The 19,879-nt window shown below is 58.4% G+C and carries 14 protein-coding genes and 2 pseudogenes; 9 read left to right on the top strand and 7 right to left on the bottom strand.

The features are described 5' to 3' along the window. Nucleotides 1-161: 161 nt before the first annotated feature. A pseudogene (locus M1E10_RS03610) lies at nucleotides 162-395 on the top strand (tyrosine-type recombinase/integrase); the annotation flags it as partial. A gap of 340 nt (nucleotides 396-735) precedes the next feature. Further along, nucleotides 736-2,871 (top strand): PAS domain-containing hybrid sensor histidine kinase/response regulator family protein, encoded by a 2,136-nt coding sequence (locus M1E10_RS03605; RefSeq protein ID WP_499172758.1) that lies wholly within the window; start codon nucleotides 736-738, stop codon nucleotides 2,869-2,871. 248 nt (nucleotides 2,872-3,119) lie between these two features. Here M1E10_RS03605 and M1E10_RS03600 read toward each other — a convergent pair whose 3' ends face one another. Both M1E10_RS03600 and M1E10_RS03595 read right to left on the bottom strand, forming a co-directional pair. Beyond that, nucleotides 3,120-3,494 (bottom strand): response regulator, encoded by a 375-nt coding sequence (locus tag M1E10_RS03600; RefSeq protein ID WP_499172757.1) that lies wholly within the window; start codon nucleotides 3,492-3,494, stop codon nucleotides 3,120-3,122. After that, nucleotides 3,487-5,676 carry a PAS domain-containing sensor histidine kinase gene (locus M1E10_RS03595; RefSeq protein WP_499172755.1) on the bottom strand — a complete coding sequence of 730 codons (2,190 nt, stop codon included), beginning with the start codon at nucleotides 5,674-5,676 and terminating at the stop codon, nucleotides 3,487-3,489. The genes M1E10_RS03600 and M1E10_RS03595 overlap by 8 nt, the downstream gene beginning before the upstream one ends. 316 nt (nucleotides 5,677-5,992) lie before the next feature. Here M1E10_RS03595 and M1E10_RS03590 point away from each other — a divergent pair, with 316 nt between their 5' ends. Both M1E10_RS03590 and M1E10_RS03585 read left to right on the top strand, forming a co-directional pair. Continuing rightward, complete coding sequence (locus M1E10_RS03590) at nucleotides 5,993-6,781, top strand: alpha/beta fold hydrolase (RefSeq protein WP_499172754.1); 789 nt, start codon at nucleotides 5,993-5,995, stop codon at nucleotides 6,779-6,781. 31 nt (nucleotides 6,782-6,812) lie between these two features. Further along, on the top strand, nucleotides 6,813-7,985 hold the full coding sequence (locus tag M1E10_RS03585; RefSeq protein WP_499172753.1) for a PAS domain-containing sensor histidine kinase: 1,173 nt from the start codon (nucleotides 6,813-6,815) through the stop codon (nucleotides 7,983-7,985). A gap of 133 nt (nucleotides 7,986-8,118) precedes the next feature. Here the strand turns inward: M1E10_RS03585 and M1E10_RS03580 are convergent, their stop codons facing one another. The 5 genes and pseudogenes from M1E10_RS03580 to M1E10_RS03560 all read right to left on the bottom strand — a co-directional run bounded on the left by M1E10_RS03580 (nucleotide 8,119) and on the right by M1E10_RS03560 (nucleotide 15,243). Then, nucleotides 8,119-10,098: a response regulator gene (locus M1E10_RS03580; protein ID WP_499173466.1), complete on the bottom strand. Its 1,980-nt coding sequence runs from the start codon at nucleotides 10,096-10,098 to the stop codon at nucleotides 8,119-8,121. A gap of 30 nt (nucleotides 10,099-10,128) precedes the next feature. Next, nucleotides 10,129-12,003 (bottom strand): annotated as a pseudogene (locus M1E10_RS03575) (PAS domain S-box protein); the annotation flags it as partial. A 219-nt stretch (nucleotides 12,004-12,222) separates the two neighbouring features. After that, nucleotides 12,223-12,579, bottom strand: a complete 357-nt coding sequence (locus M1E10_RS03570; RefSeq protein WP_499172751.1) for a DNA-binding transcriptional response regulator — start codon at nucleotides 12,577-12,579, stop codon at nucleotides 12,223-12,225. 3 nt (nucleotides 12,580-12,582) lie between these two features. Next, nucleotides 12,583-14,253 (bottom strand): sensor histidine kinase, encoded by a 1,671-nt coding sequence (locus tag M1E10_RS03565; RefSeq protein ID WP_499172749.1) that lies wholly within the window; start codon nucleotides 14,251-14,253, stop codon nucleotides 12,583-12,585. A 228-nt stretch (nucleotides 14,254-14,481) separates the two neighbouring features. Then, nucleotides 14,482-15,243 (bottom strand): DeoR/GlpR family DNA-binding transcription regulator, encoded by a 762-nt coding sequence (locus M1E10_RS03560; RefSeq protein ID WP_499173465.1) that lies wholly within the window; start codon nucleotides 15,241-15,243, stop codon nucleotides 14,482-14,484. 153 nt (nucleotides 15,244-15,396) lie between these two features. On the opposite strand from M1E10_RS03560, the gene M1E10_RS03555 reads away from it, so the two are divergent. From M1E10_RS03555 to M1E10_RS03535, 5 genes are all read left to right on the top strand, one after another. Then, nucleotides 15,397-16,008, top strand: a complete 612-nt coding sequence (locus tag M1E10_RS03555; RefSeq protein ID WP_499172748.1) for an NUDIX hydrolase — start codon at nucleotides 15,397-15,399, stop codon at nucleotides 16,006-16,008. Next, nucleotides 16,005-16,544 carry a P-loop nucleotide/nucleoside kinase family protein gene (locus M1E10_RS03550; RefSeq protein WP_499172746.1) on the top strand — a complete coding sequence of 180 codons (540 nt, stop codon included), beginning with the start codon at nucleotides 16,005-16,007 and terminating at the stop codon, nucleotides 16,542-16,544. Before M1E10_RS03555 ends, M1E10_RS03550 begins: the two co-directional genes overlap by 4 nt. Then, nucleotides 16,541-17,434 carry an alpha/beta fold hydrolase gene (locus M1E10_RS03545; protein ID WP_499172744.1) on the top strand — a complete coding sequence of 298 codons (894 nt, stop codon included), beginning with the start codon at nucleotides 16,541-16,543 and terminating at the stop codon, nucleotides 17,432-17,434. Before M1E10_RS03550 ends, M1E10_RS03545 begins: the two co-directional genes overlap by 4 nt. A 45-nt stretch (nucleotides 17,435-17,479) precedes the next feature. Continuing rightward, complete coding sequence (locus M1E10_RS03540) at nucleotides 17,480-18,109, top strand: hypothetical protein (protein ID WP_499172743.1); 630 nt, start codon at nucleotides 17,480-17,482, stop codon at nucleotides 18,107-18,109. 1,044 nt (nucleotides 18,110-19,153) lie between these two features. Next, a complete protein-coding gene (locus M1E10_RS03535) occupies nucleotides 19,154-19,828 on the top strand; it encodes a hypothetical protein (protein ID WP_499172742.1) in 675 nt (224 codons plus the stop codon). Nucleotides 19,829-19,879: the final 51 nt, after the last annotated feature.

The following is a 19,879-nucleotide window of genomic DNA, read 5'->3' as shown; positions in this document are numbered from 1 at the left end:
GATATTCGCAGGTGCCGATATCGGCGGTTTGCACTGGGTGTTTATCTGCGTCCATATTGTTGAAATACGGCGTTGCGCCACGGCGTGCATCACACCAGATCGTGTCCCCGCACGCTGCGATTTTAACGCGGATGCAAGGACATATAAGCGCTGGTTGCGGAACTCGGCAATACGCCCGACTGGTCGATGAGTGGGTGACGGCGATTGGGCTTCGTCGGGAGGAATACAGCACGCATTCCCTGCGGCGAACGAAGGCTGCCATGATCTATAAGGCCACCGGCAACCTACGAGCGATCCAGATCCTGCTTGGCCATACCAAGATCGAGAACACAGTCAGGTATCTCGGCGTTGACATAGAGGATGCACTGGAACTGGCCGAGCGGACTAAGATCTGAAGGGAGCGGCCCTGCATGTTGTGGGGCCACGCCCTTTTACTCAGAAAGCCCCCAGGATTCGATTAGCTTTGCGCCTTCATCTCGGTCATAGGAAATCCTCTCGTGCCTACCTGACAGCAGACGTCCCCCTGCCTTCCGAGTGATCCGTACCGCCCAAGGCCGCCGTACCTTTCTCTGCCGCCACATCGGCTGCCACCGCGAATGCTGTTTACACTTGCGTCACAACCATTTACTGGCGCGCGAAATGCCGGTTGCAAGACTGGATGAGGAACGCTGCCACGCCTTCTGCGTTTGGAGGCGTTTCGGTTGGTATCGTATTGGCTGATTGCGAGGATTGCATATGGATCTCGGGCCGCACTTGAACGATCCGACGCGTCGGCTGGAAGCGATCGTCAACAATACGACGATGGCCCTGTTTCTCATGGACGAGCGACAATACTGTGTCTTCGCGAATCGGGCAGCCGAGCAGCTCACCGGCTTCAATCGATCCGAGCTGCAAGGGCGACCGCTGCACGACGTTATTCATCACAAGCACCCGGATGGCCGTCATTACCCCCTCGAAGACTGCCCGATCGACAGAGCTTTCCCTGAACGGGCGCAGATGCAAGGGGAAGAGGTGTTCGTGCACAAGAATGGCACCTTCTACCCCGTGTCGTACACGGCCAGTCCAATCCTGGCCGGCGATGGAAAGCCAATAGGTACGATTATTGAGGCTCGGCCCATCGCAGAGGAGCAAGAGCAGCGTCGTACGCTCGCTACGCTTAATCAAATTGGACAGGCGCTAACAGCGGAAGTGGAGCTCGAGCGGATTGTCCAGATGGTTACAGATGCTGGCGTTGAGCTCACCGGCGCGCGATTTGGGGCGTTCTTTTACAACGTCTTGGCTGAGGATGGAGGTAAATACCTTCTGTACACCCTTTCAGGTGCCGAGCGTTCTCACTTCGAAAGCTTCGGTAATCCCCGCGCTACCAAGGTGTTCGCGCCAACTTTTATGGGCGAGGGCGTGATACGATCAGACGACATCTTGCTCGATGATCGGTATGGGAAAAATGCTCCTCTTTATGGTATGCCTCAGGGGCATCTGCCGGTGCGGAGCTATCTCGCCGTTCCCGTTCAATCCCGCTCTGGAGAGGTGATCGGTGGCTTGTTCTTCGGGCACCCGGACGCCGGGCAGTTCAAGAAGAACCACGAGGATCTCATGGTCGGTATTGCAGCACACGCTGCGATCGCTGTGGATAACGCACGGCTTTATAAGGAGCTGAAAAGCCTGAATGGGTCACTTGAGCAGCGCATTCAGGAAGCCATCAAAGAGCGCGCTCAGGCCGAGGAGGCTCTGAGGCAGGCTCAAAAGATGGAAGCGGTCGGGCAGCTTACTGGCGGCATCGCCCACGACTTCAACAACTTACTCGCTGGCATCACAGGCAGTCTGGAGGTGATCAGTCGCAGGTTGAAGCAAGGTAGGACCGAAGGGATTGACCGTTTCATTGCGGGCGCGCAGACCTCTGCGCAACGCGCGGCGGCATTGACGCAGCGCCTGCTAGCCTTTTCGCGCCGTCAGACGCTCGACCCCAAGCCGACGGATGTGAACCGGCTTGTCGTAGGTATGGAGGAATTGATCCAACGCACCGTGGGCCCCTCCATCGCTGTCGAAGTGGTCGGCGCCGCTGGGCTTTGGGCGGCGAAGGTCGATGTTTCTCAGCTAGAAAATGCCTTGCTCAACTTGGCAATCAATGCGCGCGACGCAATGCCCCACGGAGGCCGTATCACTATCGAGACAGCTAACCAGTGTCTGGATGAGCACGCCGGGGCCGAGCGCGATCTGCCACCGGGCCAGTACATCTCGATCTGCGTGACTGACACTGGAACTGGTATCCCGAAGGATATCGTCGAGCGGGTCTTCGACCCCTTCTTCACCACGAAGCCGATTGGCCAGGGGACCGGGCTCGGCCTGTCCATGATCCACGGGTTCCTTCGTCAGTCAGGGGGACAGGTCCAAGTTCATTCTGAAGAGGGTCATGGCACGACGATGTGCCTATACTTGCCTCGCTATACCGGAACTGTAGAGCAGGAACCAATCGAGCAGGACGGCTCGATACCAGAGTCCGGCGCAGGCGAGACCGTGCTTGTTATTGATGACGAGCCAACCGTGCGAATGCTAATTGTGGAGGTCTTGCGGGAAGCTGGCTATACAGCACTCGAGGCGGAGGACGGTCCATCGGGCCTCAAACTACTCACGAGCGACGGCCGGATCGACTTGCTGATCACCGACGTAGGTCTCCCCGGCGGCATGAACGGACGTCAGGTGGCGGACGCTGCAAGAGGATACCGTCCAGACCTGAAAGTGCTTTTTGTCACCGGGTTCGCGGAGAATGCCGCCGTTGGGAATGGTCACCTCGAACGGGGCATGGAGGTGATCACGAAGCCTTTCGTGATGGCGGAACTTGCGGCCAAGATCATGGAGATGATCGAGGGCTGATGCGCCTGGCCATCGTTAGCCTTCGTCAACCGCGGCCGTCCAGTTAGGATATGTCTCCCGTTCTCTGGTACAGTCTTGCCCGGTCAAAAGCCTGCCGTGTCGGGTTGCCGCGGCGCTGGATGCCTCGGACGCCCTGATAGCCAAAGGCGAAGCGTCCTGGGGCGATACGGCTCCGAGGATAGTTATTCCGGTCGGTCACGCGCTGGCCTTGAGATCGAGTTGGAGGGGGCACCGCGCTGTCCCCGAGGTTACGTTCGAAGAGGCAGCCCAAGAGCAGACGACAGCGTTTCTTCCAGTTCCTTCGCCGCAAAGGGCTTGCTCAACACGGGCGATCCGGAAAGCTCAGGAGGGAGGCCGTTCTTTCCGTACCCGGTACTGAACATAAAAGGTACCCCACGTTCTTGCAGAATGTTAGCAATTGGAAAGCTCCGCTCCCCACCGAGGTTGATGTCAAGGACCGCCAGATCCAGTTCCGCAGTTGACGCAATATCGCAGGCCTCCTTCAACCGAGCCACGGACGCAACAATCTCGCATCCCAGATCCTGGAGCATGTCCTCAATCATCAGCGCCACAAAACTCTCGTCCTCGACAACGAGCACCTTGATACCGCGGAACTTACTCATGCAGTGCAGGTCCGACTACGAAAGAGATCTGACCCATCACTCCCGATGGCTCGAATGCAAGGTCAAGTTGGCCACCCAGGTCCCGTTCAATTGCCCGCTCCATCAACCGACTACCAATTCCGCGTCGCGTCGGCGGCGTCACAGGCGGACCATCCCGCTCGCGCCATTCAAGGAGCAGTCTGGGCCGCAGGTCCGGTCCCTCTTCAAGACGCCAGGTGACCGACAGCCTGCCAGCTTCAGATGAAAGTGCACCATACTTGATGGCATTGGTGGCCAGTTCGTTCAGCGCCATCGTAACACTCAGTGCCGTGCGAGCGTCAAGATCAACAAACGGACCATCGATCTTGATCTGTTCCGCTGCACTACCTGTCATCGCAGTCAACACTTCGCGGGCGAGCACATCCAGGGAGGCGCCCTCCCAGTGACGCGTCGTTAGCAGATCATGGGCGCGCGACAGGGCTAGCAGTCTGGCCTCGAACCGTTGGCTAAAATCCTCCAGCCCATCAGCGTGTCGTGCCGTTTGGCCCGCCAGAGACTGCACGGTTGCAAGTGTGTTCTTCACGCGATGATTAAGCTCGTCGATCAACGCCTTCTGCCGGTTCTCTGCCTGTTTGCGCTCGGTAATGTCCACCAGCATGTTGATCGCGCCAATCAGCTTGCCATCGCCATCATGAAGAGGTGTGGGGTAGGGGATGAAGGGAACCCTTGTGCCATCTGGCCGCTCCGCGATTGCCTCGGCACCACGAACAGCCCGGTCCTCCTTCAGTGCCACCGCCAGCGGACATTGGTTGTGGGGAAGTGGACTGCCATCAGGGTTATAAAGGCGCCAGGTGACGCACCACATGTCGCCAACCTCCGGCGTTCTGCCGGACATCTCGACGGCTGCCTGATTGAAGAAGGTGATGCGGCCAGTCGCGTCAGTCGTGTACACCGCAGCCGGCAGAGCCTCCAGCAGATCACGTAGGTGCTGTTCGCTTTCGCGAATCTGGTCCTGCATCTGCTTTGCGAGGGTGACATCCTGCAGCACTCGGACGCCATAGCGGAAGCTTCCGTCTGCATCGAGAACAGAAGAGCTGTGGACGTCAAGATAGACCGTGCTGCCATCGGGGCGAGCTGCCCGTTTCCGCAGCGCATAATTGTCGATTTGCCCAGCAATCTGGCGCGCGTAAAGGAGGGCATCTTCCTCCCGGTCGTCTTCTTGGGTGTAGTCGAAGAAGGTCATGTTGAGCAGCTCTTCGCGGGAGCGTCCCAACATCGTGCAGAGCGTGTCATTGACGCGCAGGAGGCGTCCGTCACGATCAGCTTCCGCGATCCCGATCGTCGCTGCATCGTAAGTTGCCGCCAGCCGTTCATCGCTTTCACGGCGGGCAGCCTCTGCCTCGCGAAGATCAGTCACATCGGTTGTAAAACAGCGCGTACTGATGAATTTGCCATCCCGGAAGCGGCTGTTGGAGGTGATCAGGACCTGCTTGATGGATCCGTCTTTCGCGCGCAGACGTGCAGGATAGCGGTCGAGCTTCTCCCCGCAAGAAAGCTTATGGAGGATGTCTCCAATGACGGGCGCGTCTACATGAAACTCGACGATGTGGCGTCCGATATACTCTTCTGCGGTGTAACCCAAGAGAGCAAGCTCGGCCTTATTCGCTCGCTGGATAATGCCGTCACCGCCAACGATGTGGAGACCGATCGCGCTGTTTTCGAAGAAGTCCTCGAGATCCGCGTTCTTCTGCTGGATCCTGTCTTCCAGCTCCTTGTGAGCCGAGATGTCCTGAAAGCAGTTGATCGCGCCCTGGATCCTGCCATCATGGTCTTTGAGAGCGCGGATATTGACGAGCGCCGTGAGACGCGAGCCGTCTGGCCGTTCGATCACAACTTCAGCATTGCGTGTTGATGCACCGGCCAGGACGGCCTTGGCCATTGGACACACGTCATGGGCCAGTGCAGTGCCGTTGGGGAGAAAAAGAGCAAGCGAGCCACAGAAGCGCTCAGTTGCATCGCCGAGAGCAGGGCTTCGCCCCCAAAGCTCCGCGGCCTCTCGATTATAGCGAACGAGCCAGCCGTCCTTGTCGCAGATGTAAACGGCGCCTGGTATGGCATCGAGAACAGTTGGCGCCGCTGCCGCAAGCGCCTCGAATTCCGTAAGCCGCCGAGCCGCGGCTGGAAACTCTTCAACGATGGACATAGCAGTCTTTCCCCTCAGGTCCGAAGCCCAGGCACCGGCAGCAGCCGAAGGCGGTAGCCGGACTAGCAGTGTTCGCCCCCACCCATAACTAAGGCAAACGCTGCAATAACAGATCGGTTCCACCGCCATTGAAGTAAACGGCCGTGAATCACCAGGCGCCCCGGCAGCATAGGTTGTTGATCGCGCACGGACCACCGTTTATCAACCGAAAAGTAAAACCCTCGACGCCTGCCCACAATGTTCCTATATTGGGTCGGCTTGGGCAGCAAGGCACGAGGAGAGGCCATAGGCCCTCCCTGGAAGGTCGGGAGGGTTTATGTCTATTACAGCAAGGAACAACGTCACCGTGCGAGGCAACGGACAGCGCGCTATGGTCTTTGCCCATGGATTCGGCTGCGACCAGAACATGTGGCGGCATGTCACGCCGGCCTTTGAGCAGGAGTATAAGATCGTCCTGTTCGATCATGTCGGGTGCGGCAAGTCGGACCTTGGGGCCTATGATCATGCCAAGTATTCCAGCCTTGCCGGCTATGCAACAGATGTCGTGGAGATCGGCCAGGCTCTGGACATCGAAGGCGGCGTGTTCGTTGGCCATTCAGTGAGCGCCATGATTGGCATCCTCGCCTCGATCGAAGCGCCTGATCTGTTCAGTGAGCTCGTCCTGATCGGACCATCCCCCCGGTACATCAACGACGAAGGCTATGAAGGTGGCTTTACGCAGGAGGAAATCGAGGAGCTGTTGACATTCCTTGATGACAATCACTTGGGTTGGTCAGCCGCAATGGGGCCATTGATCATGGGCAATCCTGACCGCCCGGAGCTCAGTGAAGAGCTCGTAAACAGCTTCTGCCGGACCGATCCGGACATCGCCAAGGCATTTGCACGCGTCACCTTCCTTTCCGACAATCGCTCGGATCTGGAGCATTGCCAGGCACGTGCCCTGGTCATCCAATGCAAGCAGGACGTGATCGCCCAGCAGGGGGTTGGGGAGTATGTAAGGGACCATCTGCCGAAAGGGGAAATGGTCGTCATCGATGCAACAGGCCATTGTCCGAACCTGAGCGCGCCTGCTCAGGTCATCTCCGCGATCAAAGCCTTTGTGTAAGGCGGAGGCTCAAACTGGACTGGAGGGGATCATGGAGGATCTTGAAGACCTCTACGAGAATGCCCCATGTGGCTACCTCTCTTTGGCCGCTGACGGCGTCATCGTCAAAGCCAATCGCACGCTGGCCGGCTGGATGGGCACGCAGAGCTTCGATTTGCTCGGCAAGCGATTCTATGACCTGCTGAATGTTCCTGGGAAAATATTCTACGAGACGCATTTTGCCCCATTGCTGCGAATGCAGGGGTACTTTAACGAGGTTGCACTGGACCTTGTTGGACCAGATGGACGACGGCTGCCTGTCCTGGCCAATGCCGCCGAACGCCGCACCAGCGATGGCGGCGTTCAATTTACCCGCATCACGCTCTTCCAGGCAGCCGATCGGCGCCGCTATGAGCGGGAACTTGTGGATGCCAAGAACACGGCGGACCAAGCCCGCAAGGAACTCGAGGAGCTTAACAAGAGCCTGGAAGAGCGCATTGCAGCAGGGGTCGCCGAGCGGCTTCAACTGGAGCAAGGGCTACTGGCCGAAAAGGAGGTGGCGCGCTTGAGGGAGCAGTTCGTTGCCATTTTGGGTCATGACCTGCGCAATCCGCTCGCTTCGATCAAAGGGGGGCTCAACATCCTGTCGCGCGAGCCGCAGTCGGATAAGGCACGGCGAGTTTTGACAATGATGAGCCAAAGCACCGAACGCATGTCCGGCCTGATACAGGACATGCTCGATCTGGCGCGTTGCCGCGCTGGCCAGGGTATTGCCATCGACCCGAAGCCGACCGACCTACGTGCGGTACTTGAGCACGTCGTTGAGGAGTTACAGGCCGCGCATCCTGGGCGCGAGATACAACATTGCCTTCAGATTGAGGATCATGTCCATTGCGACGGCGGCCGGATTGCCCAGTTGGTGTCTAATCTGCTCGGCAACGCGCTCACGCATGGCTCACCGGACCGGCCGGTGAGGGTGGTAGTCGCTCCAGCCGTAGATGAGGTCGTGATCACCATCGCCAACGAAGGTGAACCAATTCCAGCTCATATCAAAGATCACTTGTTCGAGCCCTTCTTTCGGGTAACAGACTCGGCAGAGAAGCAGGGCCTTGGCCTGGGCCTGTTCATTTCAAGTGAGATTGCCCGAAGCCACGGGGGAAAGATTGAAGTCCACTCCAGCCAGCAGGAAACTAGGTTCGCTTTCACCATACCCTCGTCCAAGTGACATCTTGGCATAGCGCCAGTCCTCGTGCTTAGCTCACGACCCAGCAACATCAGATGTTGCGAATGGAAACTTCAGCAACAGTCCTCGTTGAAGGAGCCGCAGATACATGGACTTACCGGCAGCAGATCCGGATTTAGCACTCCGCAGTCGTCTTCGAATCTCTCATCCCATCGAACGTGACAGCCTCAAGAGCTTGTTGCAGTTCCATGATGCCATGTGGCTTGGGCAATAGCGCAGTCCTCCTCGGATCGTCTAGCTCCGGAGCCTTGTTGGCCCCTGTTGCGAAGATAATACCGATTTGCGGCCAACGACGACGGATCTCGTGGCAGAGCTCTTCTCCTGACATTTTCGGCAGTCCCAGATCGCTCACGACAATATCGACCTGTTCCTTCTCAAGCAGATCCAGTGCTTCTTCCGCCGAGCCCGCTTCGAGCGCCTCGTACTGGAGTTCGAGCAGCATATCAGCCGTGCCCATCCTGATCAGGGCGTCATCCTCGACAAGCAGCACCTTGGGACGCGTCGACTTCTGTTCAGGTCTATGCGCCGCCTGGATCGAAAGCTGCGTTCCGGAAGCTGAAGCTTGTCTTTCGTTAGCAAGCACGTGACGGATCTTCCGAGCGAGCGCCTCGCGGGTGTACGGCTTTGACAGGAGCTGCACGCCGGCATCGAGTCTTCCGCCGTGAACGATGGAGTTTTCGGTGTAGCCGGAAGTAAAGAGGACCCCAATGGTGGGGAGGCGCTCCTTCGCCTTGCGCGCTAAATCCGGGCTTTTTAGCGGCCCCGGCATGACCACATCGGTGAACAACATATCGATTGCGATCCCGCTTTCAATGATCGAGAGAGCGGCGCTCGCATCCGGCGCTTTCAGAACGCGATAGCCGAGGTCCTGGAGCATCTCAACGACCGTGGCGCGGACTTGATCGTCGTCTTCGGCAACAAGGATTGTCTCTTGCCCACCCTGAACGCGTTCCTCTCCGTGATCGACCTGGACGTCTTCCTGTTCAATCGAGCGCGGGAGGTAGATCCTGACCGTCGTCCCTTGGCCAAGCTCGCTGTAGATCTTGATGTGTCCGCCGCTTTGTTTGACGAAGCCGTAGACCATCGACAGGCCAAGACCCGTTCCCTTGCCCTCGGGCTTGGTCGAGAAGAACGGCTCAAACACCTTAGCGACGATCTCAGGTGACATGCCGGTTCCGGTGTCGGTGACGGATAGGGCCACATACTGTCCCGGCACGACGTCCTCGTGAGAACGTGCGTAGACATCGTCGAGATAGGCGTTGCCGACCTCAATCGTCAGCTTGCCGAAGCCGTCCATCGCATCGCGCGCGTTGATAGCCAGGTTGAGAAGTGCGTTTTCAATCTGAGTTGGGTCCACCAATGTGTTCCACAGCCCGCCAGACACGATGCTTTCGACCTCGATGCCCTCGCCAATTGTTCTGCGAAGCATCTCATCCATGCCACGGACAAGACGGCCTACGTTGACTACGCGCGGGTCGAGAGCCTGCCTGCGGCCGAAGGCGAGAAGTTGAGCAGCAAGCTTCGAACCTCGATCCACACCTGCAAGCGCGTTGGCAATTCTCCGCTGCGCCTTCTCGTTTCCGGTAATGTCTTTGGCCAAAAGCTGAAGGTTGCCGGCGACGACCTGAAGGAGGTTGTTGAAGTCGTGCGCGACGCCGCCAGTCAGGTTGCCGATGGATTCCATCTTCTGCGCCTGCTGCAGGGCCACCTCTGTCTTCCTAAGAGCCTCGGCAGCCGCGCGTTCTTCCGTGACGTCACGACCGACGGCGTGGATAAACGCGTCATCCGGCACGGCCGTCCAGGAGATGGTTCTATAGGTGCCGTGCCTGGTCTGGTACCTGTTCTCAAAGGAGAACGTAGTGACGCCCTCGCTGAGCTTGCCGACTTCCGCAAGCGTTGCGGCAACATCGTCCGGATGAACAAGATTCATGAAGGACAGGCCGATCAACTCGTCTTCCTCCCAGCCAAAGATCGCCCCCCACGCAGGGTTCACGGCTACGATGGTGGCATTGAAGTCCGCGACCAACATGATGTCCGTGGACAGACGCCACATGCGATCCCGGTCCGCAGTCCGTTCGGCAACGCGCTGCTCCAGCGTCGCATTGAGCTCCTCAAGCTTTGCCCGCGTTTCCCTCTGCTCCTCAATGTCGGTGTTGGTCCCGATCCACCTGAGGATCTGGCCGCGTTCATCCTTGACGGGAACTGCCCGCGCGATGTGCCACCGGTAGCTTCCATCCGCCTGTCTGAGGCGAAACTCCGCCTCATAGGTCCTCCCGTCAGCAAGGGCAGACTCCCAGCGCGCAGCGGCCTCGGCCAGGTCCTCCGGGTGGACCATAGAGACCCAGCCGTCGCCCTGAAGCTCATCATATGACTTGCCCGAGTAAGCGTGGACGCGCTCGTTGAACCAGTCGAGCTCACCATCAGGTCGGGCGGTCCAAACGTGGTTCGGCAGCGCTTGCGCCAGAGCTCCAAAGCGCTCCTCGCTCTCGCGCAGGTCCCTCTGGGCCTTGTTCTTCTCAGTGACGTCCTGAACGACACCCACCAGGCGGATCGGTCGTCCGTCCGCGCCGTAATCATACTCTCCCCGACGCGCAATCAATCTTTCCTCGCCGTCGATGGCTCGATGGATCCGGTACTCTACATCCAGCGGTGCTGTGCCAGCTCTCCTCGCGTCCGGATCGGACGCGACACGGAAGTCTTCGGGACGGATCAGCGTCTGAACATCTTCAACCGAGATGGCGTCGACCGGATCTAGTCCGAAAATCTTGCAGAACTCCGGCGACGGGCTGAGGATGTTCGTGTTCAGGTCAAGCGAAAAGACGCCGACGCCGCCAGCCTCCTGCGCCCGCTTCAAACGAGCTTCAGCTTCATTCAGAGCGGCCGCGGCAAGGTGCTCCTCCGTCCGGTCGCGCAGAACTTTTACAAACCCTACCGTTCGTCCTTGCTCGTCGATCAACCGGCTGATGGATCCGCTGGCCCAGAACCGCTCCCCGGATTTTCGCAGGTGCCACCGATCATGGTGCGCCGTCCCGGCGTTCAGAGCCGCATCCATTGCTTGGCGCGATGCTCCCGCTGACCGGTCCTCTGGAGTGAACAACATATCCCAGTGTTGTCCAAGTACTTCGTCTTCCGTCCATCCGAAGATGCGGTGCGCGCCTTCGTTCCAGCGTTGAACTCGACCTTCAAGATCAAGTGAAAGGATTACATAGTCCACAGCGCCGTCGAAGATCTGCCGGCTCTGACGTGCTCCAGCCCTTAGAGCTTTTTCAGCAAGCACCCGATCCGTGACGTCGTGGCCCTGTGCGAAAACGCCGGTGATATCTCCTTCCGGGTCGCGAATAGCCTGATAGATGAGGTCGATGAACTTATCTTCAGCTCTATCTGGTCCCTCGAAGGTGATCGGCAAAGCGGTGCCGATAAATGGGGTGCCTGTCGAGAAGACCTGGTCGAGCATTTCGAAGAAGCCTTGCCCCTCCAGGTCGGGGTAGGCCTCTCGAGCGGTCTTGCCGATGACGTCTCGAAACCCGACAAGCCTCTTATAGGCCTGATTGACCAGCTCGAAAACGTGATCTTTCCCCAGCATCAGGGCAACAAAGCCGGGTGCCTGTTCGAACATTGCCCGGAGGCGAGCTAGTTCACTTGCGCGCCACCGTTCTGACCGCACCTTTTCGGTTGTTTCGATGACGATCGCCAGTGCACCTAGCGTCCGTCCGTTCTCGTCAGGAATGGGGGAGTAGTCGAGGTCGAACCATGCATCGACCTGATGTCCCTGGCGGTGAAGGGTCAGATGCTGCTCACGATAGGAGAGCGTTCCACCGCCAAGAACGGTCGTCATCACATGGTGGTTGAAATCGGCCGCCTCCGGCCATGCGTCCCGCACCTTTGCTCCAAGCAAGCCCGGATGTCCGGTTCCAGCTATCGCGGCATAGGCGTCATTGTAGATCATGACGCCGTCATCGCCCCACATTGTGGCCATGGGGACTGGTGATTGCAGGATCATCGCGACCGCCATCTTGATGGACGGATGCCACTGCTGAGGCGTCCCGAGAGTGGTGGATGCCCAGTCGACCCTTTTGATCAAGGTGGCAAGCTCGCCGCGGGCGGCGAGGAAGTTGAATTCGTGAAGCGCCATGTAAACCAATCGCTGATTGCGCGATCTATGTAGTGCACCGGCCGCGCAGGGGGAAGCTATAAAAGGGCCTCTGGTCTCCGCTCCGTCTTAGGCTGCCAGTTTCATCAGAGTTTCTGAGAGCCTGTAGATGTCATAGGGCTTGGAAAGGAATACGCTTTGTGCTGGAAGGTCGGTGACTCGTGGACGCTGCTTTCCCGACACCACAACGATCTGAATCTGTGGCCAGCGGTTGCGCACCGCCGCAGCTAGCTTCAACCCGTCCATGCTGCCAGGCATGTCGATGTCGGTCATCAGGATCCGGATGTCTGGATCCTGCTCCAGAATTACGATCGCGTTGTCGGCAGTGCTTGCCGTCACGGGCTCCATGCCAGCTTCCTCAACGAGTTCTGCTGCGAGCATCAGGAGAAGAGGCTCGTCTTCGACAATCAGTACTTTGGCTGTCATGTTCTATCCCACCGGAAGCGAGATAACTCCAGAAGGTGCATCAGGTTCCGGTAAAAAAGCGAGTTTGAAAATGAGGCCCTCGGTGCGAAACTCCGTAGAGGTTCGTGCACGTGCCGCGGAGGGGAACGCCCTTTCGATCAAAACGGACCCGAACCCTTTCCTCGTGGGTGCCAATACAGGCGGGCCTCCACTCTCACTCCAAGTGAGCACGATCTCGCTTCCGTCGCGTCGCCACTTTATCTCGACTTGGCCGTGCTCACTTCCAAGAGAGCCATACTTCGTTGCGTTGGTCGCAAGTTCGTGAATGACAAGCGAGAGTGGGAGTGCGGCATCGGGCGGTAAGAGTACCGCGGGTCCCCTCAGGTCAAGGCGTTCTTCGTTGGGTTCGACGTGTGCGCGGAGGGCCGATTTGATCACCTCGACTATGGAAGAGGACGTTGCTTTTTCTGCTAGGATCAGGTCATAAGTCGCGGCGAGAGCGCCAAGCCTCTGCGAGAACGAGTTGTACCTGTCAGCATCCGAGCGCGAGAAAGTCTGGCGGGCGATTGCCTGCACGAGCGCGAACCCGTTCTTTATGCGATGCGCGAGTTCCCGCATAAGCAGGGTCCGCTCCTCCTCCGCCTCCTCGCTGCGGCGGCGGCGATCCTCGAGCTCGTTTAGCAGACGGTCCAATGTTGCCCCGACATTGGCAAGCTCGTCTCCTCCGATCATCCCCGTCCTTGCCGTCGCGTCCCCTTCGCGCCAGTTGTTCATGACACCTGATATGCGAGCAATCGGTCTGAGGATGAAGCGATCTCCAATAAGGATAGCCATCACGAATGCTGCTAGCGCGCCGCCACAGATGGCAAGCACATTCATGAGCGTCGCTCGGTTCATGGGAGCGAAGGCCTCTTCCTTCGAGAATCCTGCGCTGACGTAGAGCGGGCTGGAGGGAACAGAGATTGGCCGGTAACCTAGTATCCTTTCCGTCCCGTCCTGGCTCCTGACGCCAAGAACCCCCGGTTGATCAGCGTGGATGAGGGGCTGATAATCGTCCGGGATAACCGTACCGACAAACCTCTCAGGAAAGGGCACTCGCGAAAGTATCGTCCCCTTTCCGTCCGCGATAGTCACCGCATTGCCAGGCGAGATACCACGTTCGGTAATGCGGCTCTGCAGCCAGTCCAATCGGATCCCAGTCACGACGACGGCTTTCGCCACGCCTGCCTCTATCAAAGGCATGGCAAGTGGAAGCACAGCGGTACCAGAAATCCGGCTTCGGGTGTAGGTCCCGACGACGAATTCTCTCGTCGCGACGGCTTGCTGGAAGTAGTCGCGATTTGCAAAGCTGATCCCGTCTGTTGTTTCTAGGCTGCTGCATACGGGTGCGCCCTGTAGATCAACGACGAAGATCGTTCGAATGTTATCGACCCTGTTCGCGACAGAGCGCAGCGCCTCAGCGCATTCCGCCGCGTCAAGTTCCCGAACCGAGGGCATGGAGGTGACCGACATCAGCAGGGCATGGAGGCCTTCCACTATGCGCTCGACCTCGGACGCCGCTTGTCTGGCTGCCTGCGCAGCGGATACGCGAATCTCATCACTGCGCTGTTGGCGAAGCGCAAACTCGTTGTAGGCCAGCATCGCCACAACGGGCGCTAGTGCCGCAATCGCAACTGCCACCAATTTTTGTCGCATCAGCCCCCCCTTTTAATCGTACGTAGCACGAGGGGAATAGTTCTACTATTGGGCAGGAACAATGATAGGGGAGCCTCAGGGGTCGTATCAACAATCCGATCTGCCTTGACCTTGACCTCGCACGGCTGGTTCTTCTTTTTGCTTCCGAGCCGTGGACGGTCTGCAATCGGCCCCAACACTGCAGATGTAGCACGCAGAGACCAATATGCTGGCTAGCTAATTGCCCGGTTAGGCAGAGACTCGCGTGATGGCGACACCCAATTTTTTTAGATTGTCTATCAGATCCCGTGGGCTGCTCCTCTCTACAATTATGCCGTCGATCTGATCGACAGCAACGACATTGTAGGCAGAGACTGCACCAAGCTTCTCCCTCGAGCCCAAAACAATAGTCTCAGCGCATTGGCGGCTAATCAACCGCTTGATAGCGGCTTCCTCCCGATCCCCAGTCGTCAAACCATGGTCCGCGTGGACGCCCGTCACGCCCATAAAGTAGATGTCTGCCCGGATATTGGAAATGGCTTCCATCGCAACCGAACCCACCGCTACGTTGGAGTGCTTGTAGATGCGCCCGCCGACCAACTCGACCTCCACGCCGGGGTGATCGAGCAGAGCAACGACCACGTCGGGGCTATGGGTGGCCACCGTTGCCCGCAAATCCGATGGTAGTGCCCGCGCGACTGCAACAGCACTCGTCCCACCGTCGAGGAAGATAATCTGGCCGTTCTTGACCATAGCGGCTGCAGCCTTGGCGATGGCTGCCTTGTCGTCGGGTGACACCTGCCGACGGGTGGGTAGATCCGCCAAGGCCTTCGAAGCAGGCAAAGCTCCTCCGTGCACCCGCTGGAGCAGCCCTTCAGCCGCCAATTCCCGCAGGTCTCGCCTGATAGTGTCTTCCGAAAGGCGCAGCTTCTCGCTGAATTCCTTGGCGACGACCCGCCCCGTCTTCGCCAGTGTGTCAAGGATTAGCGCTTTGCGCTCAGTTGTAAGCATGGGTTCCTCTTGTTTGGAGGGATGGTCGCGCCGGCGCCAGCGCGGAAAGTGGGACGGCAATAACATAATTTGCACGATATTGGCATACGCACGATATTGCATGAAAATGGAAACTGTGCAATATCGCGCAGAATCGCGCTGATGGAGATTTCGATGACGCTATCGGAAAGACTTCGTATCCAGGAGGTAACTACCCTCTCAGATGACTGGTACGTCCTCAAGAAGACGACGTTCAGTTTCTTGAGGAGTGATGGCACCTGGCAGAAGCAAAGCCGTGAGACCTATGACCGTGGAAATGGAGCGACAATACTCCTGTACGATTTGGAGCAGCGCAGGGTTCTTCTCACCCGCCAATTTCGCTATCCCGCCTTCGTCAACGGCCATGACGACCTGCTCATCGAGGCTCCAGCCGGCCTGCTGGACAACGCCGAGCCAGAGGAGCGGATCAAGCTGGAGGTGGAGGAGGAGACCGGTTATCGCGTTACTGACGTGAAGCAAGTGTTTGACGCCTTCATGAGTCCTGGCTCGGTAACCGAGCGTTTGCATTTTTTCGTGGGCGCCTATTGCGCAGCCGATCAAATATCCACAGGCGGCGGAAATGCGGAGGAGGGGGAAGATATCGAGCGCCTGGAGCCGACGATCGAAGAGGCATTGAAGATGGTCGCGGATGGGGTAATCCGTGACGGCAAGACGATCATGCTGCTGCAGTACGCGGCGCTGCATATCTTCAAGGGAAACAACGCTTCGGGCGGAGCACATCTATGATGACGTCCACCATTCACATGGTTGCAGGGCCAATAGGTGCCGGCAAGACGACCTATGCTGAGATGCTTGCCGATCGAGTCGGCGGCGTAAGGTTTTCGATCGACGAGTGGATGTTGTCGCTTTTCGGAGCAGACATGCCAACCCCCCTCGATCCGGGTTGGATCTTTGAGCGGGTGGAGCGGTGCAACACGCGTATCGTGACAACTTCCTTAATGGTCGCTTCCCGTGGGGTGGATGTCGTGTTGGATCTCGGCTTCACCCGGCTCCAGGACCGTGTGACCGTCGCGCAAGTCTGCCGCGGCAAGTGCAAGATCAAACTCCACTGGCTGGAGGTGCCTTCCTCGGAAAGATGGTCGCGTGTCGAAAGGCGAAACGGTGAAAAAGGAGCTACCTACGCCTTCGCCATCACCCGCCCCATGTTCGACTTCATGGAATTGAAGTGTGAGGAGCCGAATACTGAAGAGATGCTCGCCTTGAACGGCAAGCACATCTTATTTTCGCAAGACGCCAGCCGCATGGCAGGACATGGGCAATGAGCAGCATCAGGCCGCACCCTCCCTTGCTGAAGGACAACATTGCTCTACCAGATGGACGTCGACTAGCGTGGTCGCAGTGGGGCCCAGCGGACGGCCGCGCCGTCCTTTTCTGTACCGGAGCCGGGATGAGCGGCAGTCTCGGTTTCGCAGAGCACTCCCTCGACAGGCTGAGCGTCCGCCTCATTGGGATTGACAGGCCCGGCCTCGGCCGCTCTGACTTGGATGCATCAGGAGACTTTTCGACTTGGTCCTCCGATGTAAGCGTACTGATCGAGCGCCTTCAACTTGAGGATCCCCTTGCTCTCGGGTTTTCGCAAGGGGCTCCCTATGCGCTCCAGCTTGCCGCGGTGGAAGCGGTCAAAGGTGTGGCTTTGGTGGCAGCCCAAGATGATTTCGCATATCCGCCGGTCTTCGACCGATTGCCTTCCCCCGTCGTCAGCATGATCAACGAGCTTCGCAACAACAAGCCGCAGTTTGAGGCGAAGGTCGCCGGTTCCGCCAGCGCTGACTGGCTCTGGACGGTAGTAGTGGAAATGAGTTCGGAGCGCGATCGCGAGATATTTGGGTCCGAACCTTTTGCCCGCGCCTATAGGCGCTGTCTGTGGGAAGGATTCTCGCAAGGTGCCTCCGGCTACGTCCGTGACCTCGTCAACACCTGGAATCCTTGGCCGTTTCGGCTGGAGGATCTGCGTGTGCCGGTGGATATATGGTACGGTCTACACGATGTAAGTCCGGTTCATTCCCCAGATTTCGGGAAGACGATGGCTGAAAGGATTCCGCACGCTCGGCGTTTTGTCGAGGGTGAGCAAGGCAGCGCTCTATTATGGGTGAAGGGCCCTGAGGTCCTTGCGGAGCTGCTGCGAGCTAAGGGCAGGCTGCCGGCTCCTTAAGCAATCTAAATCTTGCAGTTAAATTGTCACACAGGGTGCAGCTTCATGAGCTGCTACGGAAAAGGGCGCGTGATGCAGCATTGCCTAACAATGTTCAGTGATAGCAACACCTCATTGGTATCGAACCGTTACCCAGCTTCGCCGAAGGGAGAGAGAAATGATCGGGTTCGATGCCTACGTTCCAGCCGGTTCTCTTCCGAGGGCCCGGTCGCCCTTTCAATCAGAGCAGCGTCACGACAAACTCTTGCAATCAAGAGGGCAGCAATTGCCACCGTAATCGCGGCTCTTTTTGTCGGTTGTCAATCGGCGCCCATGCCTTCCGAACGCCAGGTTGCCCAAGACTTCGATAGCGCCAAACCGGCGACTGCAGAGGAGCAGGCTCGTTTTCTGGAGGCTGCACGTGCTTCCGAAGCGCTGGCACCTAACATCATGGCGGCAAACACTCTGGGAGGCATGGATCCAACAGGATTGTCTCGTATGGTTCTAGACGCAGAAGTCCGCCGAAGATCTGCTGAAGTGCAGAAGCATTTCCCCGCGATGATGGCGCTCAACCGGCAGCGCGCGGAAAGTTATTGTGCTTCTAAACCCTCAGACCAGGAATGCCAGAAGCTGCGTGAGCTACAACGAAAAGCGTATCAGGCAACGCAGCAATCTGCCACTGTTGGTTCCCGCTGACCTTGAAGCAAAATTTTTTGAGCTGTGGAGCATGTTTCGACGCCTTGGAGCCACACTGGAGCCTCAGTACCCTCATCGGAGATTAGAACGTGCTCTCACGCACCTGGATGGCGCCGATAGATGTTGAGCTTGCCAAAGAGCTACGAACATTTCGTTTGCTCAGTTTCTCCACCGATGGTCCAGAGGGATCTCTGCCGTCATGATGATGGATTCGCTGTCGCCTTGATACTGAGCCTCAGGTGGCAAGCCAGATGCAATGGTGTGTCCGATTTGGTGGCACCCGGGCGTGAAAGCCGCCTTTTCGATTACGCACCCATGCCGGCCATTGCGGAGTACAACTTTTTGCGCAAACTAGAAGATCAATGCCGCTACAGTTGCTGAACTATGGGCTCGTCGGTTCGTATCCTTTCACATCAGGATTTTTGTCAATTGTTCATTCGAGTGGCATCGAATTTCTCCTTCGTAGGCGGATCCACGGTCTGAGCCCATAGCAATTACCGGCCCGGTTCTCGGGCCTATACAACCTCACATCCGGTCGCCGCTCTCACGCGGCTGCACCATTATCCCGCTGCAGTCCACAGCCACGCTACATGCCGACAGTCGTCCGCTCCATACTCGGACGGTGCGGGGATATCGTCTACGTTCGGCGCTGTCTTTCAACGGTCACTCCCTTGGTTCTGCCCGTTGTGCCCGGTAATCCTCTACATCTGTTTGCTGCATACGACCAAATTTTACGTTTCCGGCTGATAGTCGGTTGCTGATTTATTGCGCGGGTAGGGCCAGCGACCGATCTTTTGAAGAGAACGTCGTTGTGATCTATCGTTCGGAACGACGAGATTGGTTGTCTAGACCGAGCCAGCATCGGGGCATAGGCCGGCGGCAGTGATGGCAGAAGCCGGCCGTCCGGGTCGGAGCGCATCCGACCATCGTCCTAACCAACCTGGACCTAAGCCCTAAGGGGGAACAGGTGTATCCCACGAAAGTTTTCATATCAGCTTCGGCGAGATATTCGCCAGAAGCACTCGGATAACCCAGGAGGAAACTATGAAGATCGTCACGTCCCTTGCCTTTGCTACGGCGCTTCTCGCCGGTACCGCAATGTCGACCTACGCCCAGACGAGCAGCACCGTCGGCACCGGCGGCACCAGCGCCGGCGGCGGTACTTCCAGCAGCACGATTGGCACAGGCGGAAGCTCTGCGGGCAGCGCGGATTGCGCTCCTGGAGCAACTGATTGCGGGTCGGGGTCTACTTCCACCCTCGGCACTGGGGGCTCGTCCGCGGGAGGCGGCACCACCAGTAGCTCAGTCGGCACAGGTGGCTCGGCTGCAGGGTCCGGTGATGGCGCCGGGTCGGCCTCGACGCTTGGCACCGGCGGCACCTCTGCTGGCGGTGGGGAGTCGAGCAGCTCTGTTGGCACAGGCGGATCCGCCGCAGGCTCGGGTAGCGGTTCTGGATCGGCGTCCACTCTTGGAACGGGCGGCACCTCCGCGGGCGGCGGTACATCCAGCAGCTCGGTCGGCACCGGCGGATCGGCCGCCGGCACAGGGAGCGGCTCCGGCTCGGCCTCGACACTGGGCACCGGCGGCACATCCGCTGGCGGCGGCACGTCTGGCAGTTCTGTCGGCACGGCCGGCAGTGCCGCAGGCGCTGCACAGGATGACACGAGCAACAAAGACTGCCCTCCGGGCCAAGCGAAGAAGAACGGCGGCACCTGCTGATCTAGCGTTCGCTGGTTCCGGTGAATTCCGGAACCAGCCCTCTTGAAGGAG

The sequence above is a fragment of the Rhizobium sp. PK7-22 genome, from assembly GCF_056530405.1.
This window is presented reverse-complemented; position numbering and strand designations above follow the sequence as displayed.